The organism is Leptospira perdikensis (assembly GCF_004769575.1).
Lineage (GTDB): Bacteria > Spirochaetota > Leptospiria > Leptospirales > Leptospiraceae > Leptospira_A > Leptospira_A perdikensis.
This window is the reverse complement of record NZ_RQGA01000009.1, coordinates 64,754-79,506: the sequence shown is the minus strand read 5'-3', so window position 1 is coordinate 79,506 and position 14,753 is coordinate 64,754. Positions and strand designations below refer to the sequence as shown.

12 protein-coding genes are annotated in these 14,753 nt (G+C 37.4%); 3 read left to right on the top strand and 9 right to left on the bottom strand.

The genetic code is table 11. The features are described 5' to 3' along the window. Position 1: 1 nt before the first annotated feature. Together EHQ49_RS08730 and EHQ49_RS08725 are read right to left on the bottom strand one after the other, a co-directional pair. Positions 2–1,207 (bottom strand): site-2 protease family protein, encoded by a 1,206-nt coding sequence (locus tag EHQ49_RS08730; RefSeq protein WP_135578490.1) that lies wholly within the window; start codon positions 1,205–1,207, stop codon positions 2–4. Positions 1,208–1,254: 47 nt separating this feature from the next. Next, on the bottom strand, positions 1,255–3,315 hold the full coding sequence (locus tag EHQ49_RS08725) for an adenylate/guanylate cyclase domain-containing protein (RefSeq protein ID WP_135578758.1): 2,061 nt from the start codon (positions 3,313–3,315) through the stop codon (positions 1,255–1,257). Positions 3,316–3,361: 46 nt separating this feature from the next. On the opposite strand from EHQ49_RS08725, the gene EHQ49_RS08720 reads away from it, so the two are divergent. The 3 genes from EHQ49_RS08720 (at position 3,362) to EHQ49_RS08710 (ending at position 6,768) form a co-directional block, all read left to right on the top strand. Further along, positions 3,362–4,681, top strand: a complete 1,320-nt coding sequence (locus tag EHQ49_RS08720; RefSeq protein WP_135578488.1) for a class I SAM-dependent RNA methyltransferase — start codon at positions 3,362–3,364, stop codon at positions 4,679–4,681. 49 nt (positions 4,682–4,730) lie between these two features. Then, the gene (locus EHQ49_RS08715; protein ID WP_135578486.1) at positions 4,731–5,858 is read left to right on the top strand and encodes a SpoIID/LytB domain-containing protein; all 1,128 of its coding nucleotides are present in this window, start codon (positions 4,731–4,733) and stop codon (positions 5,856–5,858) included. A gap of 67 nt (positions 5,859–5,925) precedes the next feature. Beyond that, positions 5,926–6,768 carry an HDOD domain-containing protein gene (locus EHQ49_RS08710; RefSeq protein ID WP_135578484.1) on the top strand — a complete coding sequence of 281 codons (843 nt, stop codon included), beginning with the start codon at positions 5,926–5,928 and terminating at the stop codon, positions 6,766–6,768. A 27-nt stretch (positions 6,769–6,795) separates the two neighbouring features. Here EHQ49_RS08710 and EHQ49_RS08705 read toward each other — a convergent pair whose 3' ends face one another. The 7 genes from EHQ49_RS08705 to EHQ49_RS08675 are packed head-to-tail and all read right to left on the bottom strand — an operon-like array spanning position 6,796 to position 14,725. Beyond that, complete coding sequence (locus EHQ49_RS08705; RefSeq protein ID WP_135578482.1) at positions 6,796–8,028, bottom strand: adenylate/guanylate cyclase domain-containing protein; 1,233 nt, start codon at positions 8,026–8,028, stop codon at positions 6,796–6,798. Positions 8,029–8,033: 5 nt separating this feature from the next. Further along, positions 8,034–8,852: an NADH-quinone oxidoreductase subunit B family protein gene (locus EHQ49_RS08700; protein WP_135578480.1), complete on the bottom strand. Its 819-nt coding sequence runs from the start codon at positions 8,850–8,852 to the stop codon at positions 8,034–8,036. Beyond that, the gene (locus EHQ49_RS08695) at positions 8,849–10,279 is read right to left on the bottom strand and encodes a hydrogenase large subunit (protein WP_135578478.1); all 1,431 of its coding nucleotides are present in this window, start codon (positions 10,277–10,279) and stop codon (positions 8,849–8,851) included. Before EHQ49_RS08695 ends, EHQ49_RS08700 begins: the two co-directional genes overlap by 4 nt. Continuing rightward, positions 10,267–11,484 (bottom strand): proton-conducting transporter transmembrane domain-containing protein, encoded by a 1,218-nt coding sequence (locus EHQ49_RS08690; protein WP_135578476.1) that lies wholly within the window; start codon positions 11,482–11,484, stop codon positions 10,267–10,269. The genes EHQ49_RS08695 and EHQ49_RS08690 overlap by 13 nt, the downstream gene beginning before the upstream one ends. Beyond that, positions 11,481–12,092 (bottom strand): formate hydrogenase, encoded by a 612-nt coding sequence (locus tag EHQ49_RS08685; protein WP_135578474.1) that lies wholly within the window; start codon positions 12,090–12,092, stop codon positions 11,481–11,483. Before EHQ49_RS08685 ends, EHQ49_RS08690 begins: the two co-directional genes overlap by 4 nt. An 8-nt stretch (positions 12,093–12,100) precedes the next feature. Beyond that, positions 12,101–12,979 (bottom strand): NADH-quinone oxidoreductase subunit H, encoded by an 879-nt coding sequence (locus tag EHQ49_RS08680; RefSeq protein WP_135578472.1) that lies wholly within the window; start codon positions 12,977–12,979, stop codon positions 12,101–12,103. Beyond that, on the bottom strand, positions 12,980–14,725 hold the full coding sequence (locus tag EHQ49_RS08675; protein ID WP_135578470.1) for a proton-conducting transporter transmembrane domain-containing protein: 1,746 nt from the start codon (positions 14,723–14,725) through the stop codon (positions 12,980–12,982). Between the last annotated feature and the right edge of the window lie 28 nt (positions 14,726–14,753).

Sequence of the window (14,753 nt, the reverse complement as noted above, 5' to 3'; positions counted from 1 at the left end):
ATCATTCGAAAAAAGTTTCACCAAAAATTGAACCTTTTTCATTGCCCTTAAAAAGTTTATTGAAAATATATAAGGTTTCATTTTTAATCTCGCTCTTATTAAATTTTATTAGATCTTTATACTTTTCAAAGTTACGTAAATCTCTCCTTTCTTGATAAGCAAAACATAAAAAAATATAACTAACAACATTTAAACTTTCACCGAGACTCAATTGATTCATGAGTTTGATGGATTTTTGGAGTACGGAAATCCCTTCTTCGAATTTTTCATTTTTGATCAACACAGATCCATGTGTCGATAAAGCAATGGGATCATTTTTGCTTAACCCTACGGCTAACCGAGAATATTCTTCTCCTTTAGTATCTTCCGTAAACAAAGAGTTATATGCGATTTCGTTATATGCCATCTTTAAATAAAAGTTATTCGGAATTTTAAAATTCAATACACGATACGCAATTTCTGACGATGTTTCAAATTCCAAAAGCATTCTTTTTGCCGAAGATTTTAGCAAATTCAAATAAACATTTTCTGGATATTGATCTAACAAAGGTTTTATTAATTTAATATATTCGTTCGGATCATCTGCAATCTTAACTTTTGGTAGATTCAGCAAGATATATGCATCTTCTTTTATTTCATTTATAAATTGATTCCCCTTTGAGACCAATTTATAAAGTGCCATTCCATCATTGTCAATATTGAAGATACCCCAAGGAACGTTTGCAGGAAGCAAATTCTGAACCACAAAAAATAAATTAATTAGGTAAAAGAACAGAATATAGTTATTAATGTATGGATTCTCATAGAAAAAATTGATAACGAAAAAGACAAAGAAGAAGAAAAAATTTAATAAAATTCCCCCGGAAACATACAATCCGTAATTTAGCTTAGTTAAGTCTTTCATTGAATGATAGTCTAAATATGTAAAACCTCCATCGATCGCATTAGTAACCGATATCGGCGTCTGAAAAACTCTAAAATTAAGTATACTTTTTTTACCATTCCCTATGACAATCCTATCTACCTTGAGATGAGTCAGTTTCGCAAATAGGAGATGGCCAAATTCATGTATATATATTGAAATATATAAAAAAAATAATCCTGCAAAAAAATGAGAAAAAGAAAGTGTATTTATTTTTGTTTTCGCAAAAAAGATTCCAATAAATAAGCCAAAAACTATATAAACAATATATTTAAATTTTCCCATATTTCCTTTGATTCAAAATAAACAAATCATAGAGTAATCCTTTAAAATCAAATCCCAGGTCTTGGTTTTACCTTTGTTACAAAATATACTTTGACCGGTTCTGCTTTTCCTTTCAAAGTCAGTTCTTTGATATCTTCATATTCAATATATTCACTTCCACCCGCCGCAAGAAAAGCCGCCTCTGAAACGGCTACTTTTCCTGGAATTCCATGACTTTCTAAACGGGCGGCTGTGTTGACTGCATCTCCAATCACTGTATAGTCCATTCGTTTCACCGAACCAATGTTACCAACAATGGCTTCCCCGAAATTAACACCAATCCTCAAACGAAAAGTACCAGGAGGGACTCCCAAATCACGGTTGATCTCTTCCATTTTTTTCTGCATATCCACAGCACAAGCAACTGCATGATAAGCGTCCAATTCCGTTTGTTTTGGGGCTCCCCAAAAAGCCATAATGGCATCACCAATGAACTTATCCAAAGTTGCGGAATAATGAAAAATCAAATCGGATAAGGATTCAAAGATAGTGTTTAAACTTTGAAGTACAACACCGGGAGGATTTTGTTCAGCAAATGTTGTAAATCCAACAATATCAGAAAATAAAGTAGCAATATTTTTTTCCTCACCACCTAACTTGATATTATCGGCTACAATGGTTTCCATTACAGCTGGTGAAAAATACCGAGAAAGTCTGTCTTTTTCTTCTCGTTGTTTTTCCACAAGTCTTCTCGAATCGATCATGTTTTTTACAATCGAAAGTGCGACAGAAACAGAAAAAGCTGCGAATGCATAGTCCTTTAAATAGGTGTGGCTTGGATACCATTCCCATTGCATTTCCACAAAGATATCATTTAAGATAAGGGTTACGAAGGCGAAAAATCCAAGAGAAACCGTTCCCATAGAAGGAATTTTTCTTCCGAGAAAGATAATATAAAAAAGGGCACCACCCAATAGAATAGTAACAAAACTCCAGTTAAAAAAGAATTTAGAAAGAAACAAAAGATTTGGAGAAAATAGAACCACAATAATAGACAAAAGCCCTGCAATGTCTATATACCGATTGGTAATTTTGATCCAACCTTGTCTCACATGAGCAAACCGAACAATGAAGTTAAAAAGTAAATGAACAAGTCCAATCCAAGCAACATACTCTATTTTTTTAATCCAAAATCCATCTCCAATTACGGAATATATAATTTGGCTTTGAAACAAAGTATTTAATGCCATAAAAATAGAACCTAACGCAAAATAAATGGTAGCTTCGTCTTCGTTTCGAAACAAAAACTGCCAGTATAAATAAAAACTTCCAAGTAACAGGGTGAGTACGATAACAAATATCTTCTTAAAATCGTTCCAATATTCCGCACGTTCCGAATACTTGACCGAAGATACATAAAATTTATCGTGAGACAATCCCGGACTCAATGGATATTTTGCATACACACGAACAGCAAGAATATTGGGTTCATTGATTTTTAATTGGTCAAAAGGGATTCGATAAAATCGAACTTTATCACTATAGAGAAATTTATCTTCTAACTCAGCTCCCATCTCTGTATCCAAAGAGAGCCCAGTCCCACCAATGAATTTCCCGTTCCAATAAACAGCATCCGCTTGACTGATTTGCCCCAACCGAACCGTTAAATTTCTTGATTTGAATTTAGAACGAATGTCTTCCTCTGAAATTTGAATTTCCGTTCTATACCAAGCATAACCTTGATAAGATTCCATAAATTGTGTGAAATCAGGGAAATACAATTCACCATCCCCATCTCTGACCTTATCCCAAGCCGTTTGGATTTGGAATCCGGAGATCCAACCATTCCTTACCGATTCTCCCAAAATTGGTTGGGCATGGGCAAATCGTATAGCCTTGGTTTGTCCGTTCTCTTCATCTAAGTATAAATCATCTTCCTCGGCTTCCGTGATCACAGGTGAGTCTCCGGGTTTGAAACTCCATTTATGAACCGATTGCCCAAAAGAAGTCTCTGACCTGAGATCCAAAATTTGGTTGGTGAGGAGAACTTGCGCGGAAAGGTTTGAGAGAAATCCCGTAAAAATAAGGAAAATCTGAAATAAACAAAAGAGTCTTTTCGAAAAAACCATGTCGGAAATCGTATAAAAATCAAAAGGAACTGGCAAGTATAAAACATTGGATAAAGTCATTGTTGAAAGTTTAGATTCTGACTTTTCCGGAATCGTCACCGCACCTAACGGAAAAAAGGTGAATGTTTTTTTTGCCTACCCTGGAGACGAACTCCATGTGGAGTATGTCAAACGGAGGCCAAGACAAAGGTCTTTGCGCATTCAAGAAACCATTCGAAATCATGACTGGAAATTGGTAGAATGTGATGTGTTTGGAGAGTGCGGTGGATGCACAGGACAACACATCGATTACAAAAAACAATTAGAACTCAAATTTTCACCCATCCTAGAAGGATTCCAAAAAGATTTAGGAATCAACATCACCCCTCTTCCTTCTGAACAAATTTATGAATACAGGTCTCGGATGGATTTTTCTGTATTTCCGGGGCCGATCATCGGACAAAGGCAAAGGGGAAATTTTAGAAAAGTCGTACCCATCACAACTTGTTCCATCCAATCCGATTGGGCCAACAAAGCTTTAAAAGACGTACAATCTGTACTCAACCAAATGCCAGAAATTATTTGGGATCGAAGGTCTGAAGAAGGAGGATTGAAATACCTCACCATTCGTAAGGCACAAAATACGGAAGATGGAATTTTAATTTTTACCTTTACCGATGGATATGAATCACATCCGAGTATGGATGCATTTCGGAATCTATGTTTGCAGTCTTTATCACAGAACTCTCTACTTTTTTGTTACAACAGGCCTAAGTCAGAAGTTTCCGCCTCAGGTAGGCCAGAAGTTTTACGAGGTAAATCCACTTTTACCGAAATTGTCCTTGGGCAATCCTTTCAAATTCCTTTTGATTCTTTTTTCCAACCAAACCCCAAAGGTTTTTTACCTATTTTATCTTTCATCAAAGATCGATTGCCGAAAGTGGGTTCTAATCTAATTGATTTATTCTGCGGAAACGGCTTCTTTTCTTTGTTATACGGGGAATCTTTTGAAAATGTAGACGGGTATGAACTAACAGAATCATCTATTGCCATTGCTTCTCAAACTTTTGAAGAACGTTATCCAAACCAATCTCACTCTTTCCAAATCGCCAATTTGTTTATGTCCACGGATCTTTTAAAGGCAAAAGAAAATGCAACGCTGATTTTGGACCCTCCTCGAGCGGGGGCAGGAAAACTGGTTTGCCAATGGATTCGCGATTTCGGGCCGGAGTCCATTTTCTATGTCTCCTGTAATCCTTATTCCCAAAAGGAAGATATCGCCATCTTTCAAAGTGAATATGAGTTTGTGGATGGAATCTTAATTGATCCCTACCCACACACTCCTCATACAGAATCCGTGCTTTACTTTCGCAGGAAACCACGATAAATCCCTTCACCAATTTTGGAATTCCTCCGAAATTAGAAACGAGGGTATTATGAAGATTCAAAAATCGATTCTATTTTTGATTATCGCCATCTTAGGGCAAATCGGTTGTGCGAGTGTGATGGTAACCAACTGGGCACCAGAAGAATCTAATTTCAAATCTAAACCTGTTCGTGTTTTACTTGGTTATGCAACAGAGGAAGAAACATTTAAATCAACTGGTGAAATCATAGTGCGTGATGCCAATGATCTAACCATCAAAAAGGTTTACGATTTTTTATCTTTAAATCCAACTCTCCTAAAAGCTCCAATATCCATTCAAAGTAACTCAGAATGGATAGAATACAAAGGAGTGAGTTATCGTGGAACAGTAATCCTCAAACCTATCGATGGAAAAGTTTATATCATTAATTTAGTTCCGATTGAAGCCTACCTCTTGAGTGTAGTTCCTTCTGAGGTGAGTGCCTCATGGCCCAAAGAAGCACTCAAAGCCCAAGCTATTTGTGCTAGAACCTATGTCGTACGTGAGATGTTAAATCGCAAAAAACAAGAGTTTGATGTAGATACATCGACCAACACACAAGTATACAAAGGGAAAAACAAAGAACATAAAAATACAACGGATGCTGTTTTTGAAACGGAAGGCCTCATCCTCATTCATAAAGGACAACCGATTCAAAGTTTTTTCCACTCCAACGCGGGTGGATACACAGAAGACCCTGCCAATGTTTGGGGAAGTCCTGTAGAATATTTAAAACCTGTTCCTTCTGAATACGATAAAGATGGAGACCAATATTCTTGGGAAGAAAAATGGAAACCAGATTTTGTGAACACAAACTTACAATACTTAGGTGTTGGTGAGATCCAAGACATTTTAGTTGCGAGTCGTTTTCCTTCTTCTCGAGTGAATGAAATGGAAATCATCGGAAGTTCAGGATCCAAAAAAATCAAAGCCACAGAGTTTCGAAAAAAATTAGGCGCCACCAAATTAAAATCCACACGATTCGGAATTCGCAAAGAAGAGTCTGGTGATTATTTCGTCAAAGGGTTGGGTTCTGGTCATGGGGTGGGAATGTCCCAGTGGGGCAGTTTTGCAATGGCAAAAAGCCAATTCAGTCACAGGGAAATCCTACAACACTACTTCAAAGGAATCGAATTCGCAAGGATTGTCGCTAGATAGTTTTTCTCGTTTTTTTAAGTTTCCCTTTGTTCCTGGTTTTAGATTCTGACTTTAGGTCCCTAACACTATGGCTACAGTTGAAGAATACCTTTCCCAAATCAAAGACCTGACGATTGTACCGCCGGTCTTACTTTCCGTACTTTCACTAGATGACGACAATGAACTTTCCTTTGGAGAGTTAGAAAAAAAAGTCCAATCCGATCAGGTGCTTGTAGCAAGACTTTTGAAACTTGCCAACTCACCGTTTTTCTCTAGAGGAAATCCTGTGGCCAATATGAAACAGGTCATTACTCGCCTAGGATTTAAAACGGTTCGAAGTATGGTCGCGATGTCGATGACTGACTCACTTTTTAGCCAAGGAAATTATAAAAAATTTCGTGATGAAGTTTGGGACCACTCGGTTGCCAAAGGTATTTTTGCCCAAATCCTCTGTGAAGAAAAGAAATTCAAAAAAGAGGCAGAACTCGCGATCACTTGTGGGCTTATGCAAGACCTTGGGAGAATTGTACTCAATACCATCGACAGAACCAAATACGTAGAAGTGCTCACGGAATTCCAAACTTCCGATTCCACTTTGATTTCTCTCGAGAAAAAATCTTTCGGAGTGGATTCTTACGAGATGGGAAGCGCTGCCGCCAAACTTTGGAAAATGCCAGACATCATCCTTTCGTCTATCGAAGATTTATCCAAACCTGTGGCAGAACAAACTCCCCTTGGCCAAATCATTGGTTTTGCTGGTGTAATTGCAAAGTTAACTGGTCACGGCAAACAAGAACCAGGCACAGTGGAAAAATTTGAAGAATACAAACTTGCCCTTAACCTTGAAATTGAAGACCAAAAAGTGTTTTTGACAGCTAAAGACGAAAAACTGAAAACAAATGAATTGTATCAGTTTTGTAGCACACTTTAAAAGAACAAAACCAACACCAGATGTTTGTTAGAGGGGTTTTACACTGAGAATTCGGTGTAACCCTTCTTTTCCTTTGATTTTTACAGGTTCCAATTCTTCATAACGATATTTATTGGCATAGTCTTCTGGTAGGAAATTATATAAACCTTCCGATACATATACTTGCATCGGTTTTGCAATGGACTCCAATCGGCTTGCCATATTGACGGTATCCCCCACTGCCGTATAAGAAAGTTTTTGGAACGATCCCACATTCCCAACAATGGCCTTTCCCGATGCCAAACCAATTCCAATTTGCGGTGTGAATCCATAAATTTGTTGCCATTTCGGTTGCCAAAGTTCAAACACTTGTACCATTTCTACTGCGCAGTCTAAGGCATTCTGTCTGTGATCCTCTTGGAAAACTGGAGCACCAAACAAACACATAATGGAATCACCAATGTATTTATCGATCATCCCGCCATATCCTAAAATGACTTCTGTCATTGCGGTAAAGTATTCATTGAGAAAAGAGATGACTTGTTCTGGTTTCATTTTTTCAGATAAGGTCGTATAACCTCGAATATCAGAAAACAATACAGATACTTCCTGTTCCTTTCCCTTTTGATCCAAAGAAAGAGTGTTGTTCATCAAACTTTCTACTATGATGGGATCAACATACATTCCGAAAACGTTTTGCATTTTCTTTTTTTCTGTTTCTAAGTTTAATTTTTCTTCGTATTCTTTTTCTAATTCTTTTTTAAACTTTTTCACCATCGTATTCAAATCTTGAATTTCCGATTGGTTCATTCCATATAAATCTTGGAATCGTTTCAGACTATCATCCATTTGAATGGACACTACTTTTTTACGATAGATTTCTCTAAATAAATTTCTAAATCTATGTTCTAGAACATTTTTCTTTAACCGACGTTTGCTGAAATATTCGTTAATTCCCAATTGGAAGGCATGAATGGGTAGTTGTTTTCCTTCGGCTTTGGTAAACACAACCACAGGAAGTTCTGATGGACCAGAGAGATCCATAATCATTTCTAATACAGATTCAAGTGAATCTTCTAATTCAGGAAATTGGATTTCGGTAATCAAAAGATCATATTGATTTTTTTTGATTTCCTCGGCTCCGTTTTCAAAAACGGAGCGCCAAGTGAGTTCGATATAATCTCCAAACCACTCAAGAAGTAGTTGGGAAATCGTATCATACGATTTCCGTTGAGGTTCTAGGACCAGGACACGAACGATTTCTTCTTTTTCTAAATCCACGGGCCTTATTTTTCATTCTCTAAAATTTTGTGAAGCGCCTCTTGAAACCGGAAGGAAAATCTTCCCATTAAAAGACGAAAACCTTGCAAAATCACGTCGGGTCTTGGGGGATCTCCTGAAATAAAGAGGTCTGGTTCCTTAGGAAGTTTCCCTTGCGGAAAAAGTCCCCCACTCACCGCTTCAGTTCCGCATGCAATGAGAGCCTTAGGTTCGGCCATCACTTCCCAAGCAGTGGTCAGTGGTGCCGCCATATTTTTTCCTACAGGACCCGAAAACACAATCGCGTCAGCATGTTTAGGACTGGCCACACAACGAACCCCTTCTCGTTCCGAGTCAAAAACGGAATTGAAGGAAGCATTGAGTTCCGATTCCACAGTGTTATTCCCTGCAGCAGCTACTTCTCTATATAGGAATCCCCGTTTTTTAGTTAATTCTTGGAATCGCTTTTGACTTTCAGTTAATGAAATTGGTAACTCACTTACCTTTTCCATTCTACCGGAAATGTATGTGACTTTCAATTCCTCCCGACTTAAAGCAAAGGTATAGATAAACCCAGAGTCACGGAGTTTGCCATCCGAGTTTTCTGTACAAATTCCGCATTGAAGGCATCTGCCATAATCAAACTGAACTTCGGAATCAGATAGAATCCGGATCGCCTTTGTAGGACAGGCTTCCGCACTTCGAGTTAAAGAACCACTTCCCTCTCGTAACTTTGTCGTAGGAACAGGAATACCACGGCTTGTTGGATGGACAGGTGAGGCAGTATTAAAATTTAATACATTCTTTGGAAAGAAGAAGCTTTTTAACTCATATAGGAAATTCATAAATCAAACCCAACATAACTAAGATTAAACGATTTATTGTTTAGTGGAAAATCACCGACTTGTTCTCCGCGAACTGCCAACTCCAGTGCATGCCAATTGAGAACCGATGGATCCCGAATATAAGAATTTTTTACAAATCCTTCTGCATCAAAATCTAAAGATACTAGGAGTGGGCCACGCCATGCTTCGACAGCGGCCGTATAAATTCCAGGTTTCGGTTTCCATTCTTTCCAACTTTGATTTCCAACAGCAGAATCTTTTTCTGACCATAAAGAGTCCCAATCCAAATCATTCAGATGGGTTTCGATCCAATTTAAGGATTGTTCAATTTCCGTATAACGAATGTACATACGAGCCCAAACATCACCATTATAATGATGGTGTTCTTCTTGTAACGGTAAAGCGGTCCAACCAGGATAATCAGGATGGCCTATTCTTAGATCATCACTAACTCCAGCCATACGTGCAATCATACCTAAAAATCCATTTTTCTGTACATCAAGTTCAGAAATAAAACCACAACCCTGCATCCTTTCCTTAAGAGTGGAAACAGAAAGGGCTCTTAAAATTTGTGGACGAACTCGTTTGAAATAAACTTTTTTTAGATTCAAAAAAGCATCTTTTGCTTGTTTTGCGGTAATTCGTTTATTTGTTCGGACTCTACCTGGGCGGACTGCCACCTTTCCAAACCGATTTCCAGTCCATGTTTCCATAAGACCAAGGGCCGCCCCACGATCTGTCACACAGACTCCATAAAGAGGGTAATAACCTATGTCCTCAGAAATCCCACCTAAATCTCCGATGTGCACAGCGATTCGTTCCAACTCAACAAGAAAGGAACGAAACAAACGGGTATCCTTGGAAACAGGAATACCATACATTTCTTCATAAATTTTGCTAAAAGCAGTTGCATAACCTACACTGGTATCGCCAGAAATCACTTCGGATAAAGGCATAACTTCTGTTATGGATTTCCCAATTAACTTTTCTCGAATGGCTCTGTGTTGAAATCCCAAACGAATGGTAAGATGGCGAATCACCTCACCCTCAACTACAAAACGGAAATGTCCTGGCTCAATAATTCCTGCATGAATAGGACCAACTGCATGGGAATACGTACCTTCATGAAAAGGAACATGTAATCCATGGTAAGCCAAGTCTCGGACAATTCCTGTTTTTTGATGTAAGGAAAGATTTTTTCCTCTATTATCAGATAAGTATTCATCTTCTTTCAACTCAGAATAATCTTCAATTCCTACATCCTGACCAAAAGCATGACGAACAAGCCAAACCGGATATTGGGGATCTAATAGAAAATCAATATTACTTTTTTTAGATACAACTTCTTCCCGAATCATTTTCTGATCTCGGATGACAAACTGGTGATAAACACCATCAAAATTAGTAATGCCTGTTATCTTTTCCATATATGTTCTGCCAATAAATAGGTTAAACCGTAAGTACCAACAAATACGGTGAATAAAAAACTAAACCAAAAGAATACCAAACGGGTTTGTAGAATTCCATAAACACCAGGTTCAAAATTTCGATTTGGTAACCGAACCAAAGGTAATACTTTGTTTAGTGCGATAAAGAAAAAGATAGCTCCGATGATAGGAAACAGGAACAAAAAAAACATCTTTTCATTGATTGCTATCTCAATCACTTTTAAATCCAAAACAAACACCGGAGAAAGTGGAAACACAAAGGCAACTAATAATGCCAATAAATACATATACAATGCTTTATGACTAAGTGATGATGTTTCTAAAATTTGAGAGATATTTCTTTTTCCAGCATCCATTCGCAAAATTCCCATCGAAATAAATACAAGAAGTTTCACAAGAACTGTTGTTGATAAAAGAAAGTAAAACACATCATCCGATACATCTAACCACAAAAACAAGGTCAACATACCTGTATGAAAAAGAGCAACTTTTGCAGAAATCCTTCGGATATCTTCACGGGCAAAGAGTATCAAAGTCGAATAAAGGATGGTCAAAACTCCGATAAAAAGAATTCCGTTCGCTGCATTAATCATATGTGGATTAATTTCACGTTCCAATTGAATCAGAGGACGAATGGCAAGAACAACACTTACTGGCACAAAAGAAGCAATGAGTGAAGAAATTTGACTTGGACTTTCTGCATAGGTATCACCTACCCAATAATGGTTAGGAACAAGGCCGAGTTTTCCACTGTAACCGTAAACAGTAAGTAAAATTCCAGTTTCAATCAAAAGCCCACTTTGACCAACTAACCCCTGTTTCAGAGAATTAAAATCCAAAGTTTCCAAAGGAGTAGATGCAAACAAAAGAATCACAATCCCTAAAAATGCAAGCCCAAGAGCGTATGAGTTGATCAACAAAAACTTCCAACCTACATGAAAGGATCTTTCTGTTCCACTTGAAGAGATTAACAATGCACCAAATAAAGTAGATGCCTCAATTAAAATCCATTTGAGAACAATGTTGTCAGTAAACCAAGAGTAAAATAAAGAACCAAAAAATCCGATCTTCAAAAGACTCCACAACCAAATCCTAGTTTGACCTTTTGTTGGTGCAAACACAGAAACGATGAAAATAACAACAAAGGCAAGAACCCCGGAGAGATAAAACAATTCTTTCATCATAGTTTTCTCTCCTTTGTATGCATATGTGGAGACAATTGTAAGATCCCTCCGGACACAATCACAAGAATGGCATCCAAAAAGGATCCAAACTCTAATCCAACGGGAAGCCCTTTATCCAGAACCATCGTGAGAACAAAAATTCCATTTTCGAATACACAAAATCCTGCAATGAGAGCAAGCCAATTCCGCCTAACAACAAAACAAAGAATACCGACATAAACTAATAAAATTACATATATGAGTCCAATTTTATGAACAGGAATCGAAAGAACAGAAACGCCTTCAGTAATCTTTACTGCCAAAACCAATCCTAAAACCATAAAAAGTAAAGTTGCCAGGTAACCAAAACGAGGAGCCGTACTTTCATTCATTTTAGATTTATTTGCAGTCCAATTCAAAACCCAGGGAGTAAGAATTCCTTTGAACAAAACAACCATAACAATTAACGAAATTGCATGTTTCCAATCTTCCTCATGAGTTTGTAAAACAGGGAAAACCAAAAGGAATCCTTGTGCACTTAGAAAAAAAATAATCCGGCTCAACCGATTTTCTACCAAAACAACAACACCGGTGAGTAATAATAATAAATAGATAAAATCGTATATCATGATAACCCTTAAGACAACTTAACCAAAGTTCCTAGTATCAAAATTGCAATGAAGGTAAGACCCATAAACTCAGGAATCCAAGTCCACTTCCTTCTGACACTATTCGATTCCCAAAATCCTAAAATGATTGCAAGAATGATGACCATTGGTGCAATCATCAATTCACGAGCAAAACTATCTAAAACTTCATTTTTGAATAGTTTAGAATGTTCCAATGCTAACTTCACAAGAAAAACAAGTAATGTAGAAAGTTTGATGGAACTAGCTAAATCAAAAACACCCAACTGCCTTCCCGATGCTTCTAAAATCATAGCTTCATGAACCATAGTTAACTCCAAATGGGTTCTAGGATCATCAAACGGTGGTTTTGCGAGTTCAGCCAAAATAGCAATGAAAGACAATGACAAAAAGAGTAATCCAATAAGAGCTCCTTGGGGGCTTACAGAGATTTCAATGTGGGACTGCGCAGCAAGGATCATTAAAATAAAGGTTGGTTCTGCCATCACAGAAAGTAAGATTTCTCGACCAGAAGCCATGCCTCCAAAAGAGGACGCCCCTTCCATAGCAAAACTCACATATGCAAACCGATAGAGCGCAAGGAAAAACGGGATTAAAATAAAAGGTGCCCATTCAAATAACACAACACTCCAAATCATCAGAGACGAAAACAGTGCCACTCTTGGTGCCAAATGCGTAAACGCAGATAAATTAGTATGGGAAATAGGAGTTTTTCTTAGTGATTTGTCCACTTCCCAGAAAAACTGAAGTAACTTCGGACCACGCCTTCCTTGAGCATAGGCCCGAACTTTTCGAATAATACCCGTTAGTAAAAATGGCATAACAAGAAACAAAACAATTAGATAAAGATAGTATACGATTGAATTCATTTATAGTCCTCCAAAATCGCCTAAAATCAAAAGGGAAAAAATAAAAATCAAAAACATGGAGGAAATCGCAAGGTATTTACTAACGTCTTCATCTTTTGGATGATTTGTCGCAGACATAAACCGGGTCCCCAACCTAAAAATAAAAGTAATAGCCTTTATTAAAAAAGCATCTACCTTTGATTCTCCAGTTTTATTCAAAAAATACCTTCCCAGTGAATTCCTTAAAGGTTCCGAGAACACAGAGGTTGGTATAGAGAGTTCATGGCCACTGTAACCTCCCCCACAATCCCAATTTTTTGTCTTTGGGTTTCCATAACGTTTTAATTGATAACGATCATACAAACGAAAAATAAATACTGCTCCAATTGTTACATAGGACACCAAAGACAATACCCAAAACCAATCAACTAACTGCGAATCAACGAATGGACTAAGCATAGGAAGTTTTACAAAATAAGGCAAAACCAATGGAAAAATATAAATTACCAAAGCTAAACTAAACAATGATATAGTGACCCACTTTCTTTGTACCGGCCCAAAAGGTTGGATGCTGATCTCTTTACTTGGAGTAGATAAAAACAAACTCATAAACAACTTAATATGAGTGAATCCTCCAAGAACAATTCCGAAGAAAATAAATATCATAGAAGGCAAAAGAAAAACGGATCGCCCAATCGGTAAATCCAAGATACGAGCATTTAGATAGAAGTATGTTGCTTCTGATACAAATCCCAAAGTGCCAGGAAGGACTGCATAACTAAAAGTTCCAGCCCCTACAAGCAAAGGTGAAATACCAAGAAGCCTTCCTATACCTTTTAGTTCATCACTAGAACTTGAATTTTTTAACCGGGCCACCATCCCAATGGAAAATAATTGAAATGTTTTTGAAAAACAATGATGGAACAAACTGAGAAAAAACAGAATCCGAAACGAATTACTCAGATTCATAAGTTCCGAATCAACAGAAAACTGAAACATACCGGCGATAATCAAACAAAGCCAGAGAAAATTAATCGACTCCACCGAACTATAAGCTAAGGATATTTTTGGGTCCTTATGAAAGAAACTTGTTATCCCACCAAAAAATATTCCAAGGGCAGCAAGTGGAAACAAAACTTGATAAATGATTGGATCTAATTGATTGGGTAAAACATAACGATAAAAAAGTAAAAGAGGAAATACTTCTAGTACTCCCGCAAAGGAACCGAGAGCATGTGACGGACCACCTTCATTTACCTTAGGAATCCACAAATGAAATCCGGAAAATCCTGATTTGATGAGAAGACCAACAAGTAACAAAATAATTCCAACATTGTCTCCATCAGGTAACATGACCCAGGCGGACAAAAACAACGCCGAAATACCAGAAGCAAGGAGCAAAGAACCTAAACTTTCAATTTGTTTTTTTCCAAACTCAGTGCCGGAATAAATCAAAATTGTCGAAAAGGAAGTCACCTCCAAAGCAATTGGGAGAATAAGTGACTTACCAGATAAATAACAAACTCCGAGGGCAGACCAAAAAATCACATACCCTATGGTGACTTTGTTTTTTTCTTTTGGCTCATACGACTGAACCAACATAAAAGAAGAAAACCCGATATATGCCTGAATGACAAGCCCAACCAAAATGGGAAAGTCTACTGACAAAACATCATAATTAGAAAATAAGAATATACCCAACGGCGAAAGCGCTGATATCCCAACTAAGACCGATCGAAAGATAGAAATTCTTTCATCTTCTAACATTAACTACCTCAAAAATTAAATTTTTAGA

Coding starts and splice junctions, on each gene's coding strand:
- EHQ49_RS08730 (WP_135578490.1), bottom strand. CDS start 1,207: ATGGGAAAATTTAAATATATTGTTTATATAGTTTTTGGCTTATTTATT.
- EHQ49_RS08725 (WP_135578758.1), bottom strand. CDS start 3,315: ATGGTTTTTTCGAAAAGACTCTTTTGTTTATTTCAGATTTTCCTTATT.
- EHQ49_RS08715 (WP_135578486.1), top strand. CDS start 4,731: ATGAAGATTCAAAAATCGATTCTATTTTTGATTATCGCCATCTTAGGG.
- EHQ49_RS08710 (WP_135578484.1), top strand. CDS start 5,926: ATGGCTACAGTTGAAGAATACCTTTCCCAAATCAAAGACCTGACGATT.
- EHQ49_RS08700 (WP_135578480.1), bottom strand. CDS start 8,852: ATGAATTTCCTATATGAGTTAAAAAGCTTCTTCTTTCCAAAGAATGTA.
- EHQ49_RS08695 (WP_135578478.1), bottom strand. CDS start 10,279: ATGGAAAAGATAACAGGCATTACTAATTTTGATGGTGTTTATCACCAG.
- EHQ49_RS08690 (WP_135578476.1), bottom strand. CDS start 11,484: ATGATGAAAGAATTGTTTTATCTCTCCGGGGTTCTTGCCTTTGTTGTT.
- EHQ49_RS08685 (WP_135578474.1), bottom strand. CDS start 12,092: ATGATATACGATTTTATCTATTTATTATTATTACTCACCGGTGTTGTT.
- EHQ49_RS08680 (WP_135578472.1), bottom strand. CDS start 12,979: ATGAATTCAATCGTATACTATCTTTATCTAATTGTTTTGTTTCTTGTT.
- EHQ49_RS08675 (WP_135578470.1), bottom strand. CDS start 14,725: ATGTTAGAAGATGAAAGAATTTCTATCTTTCGATCGGTCTTAGTTGGG.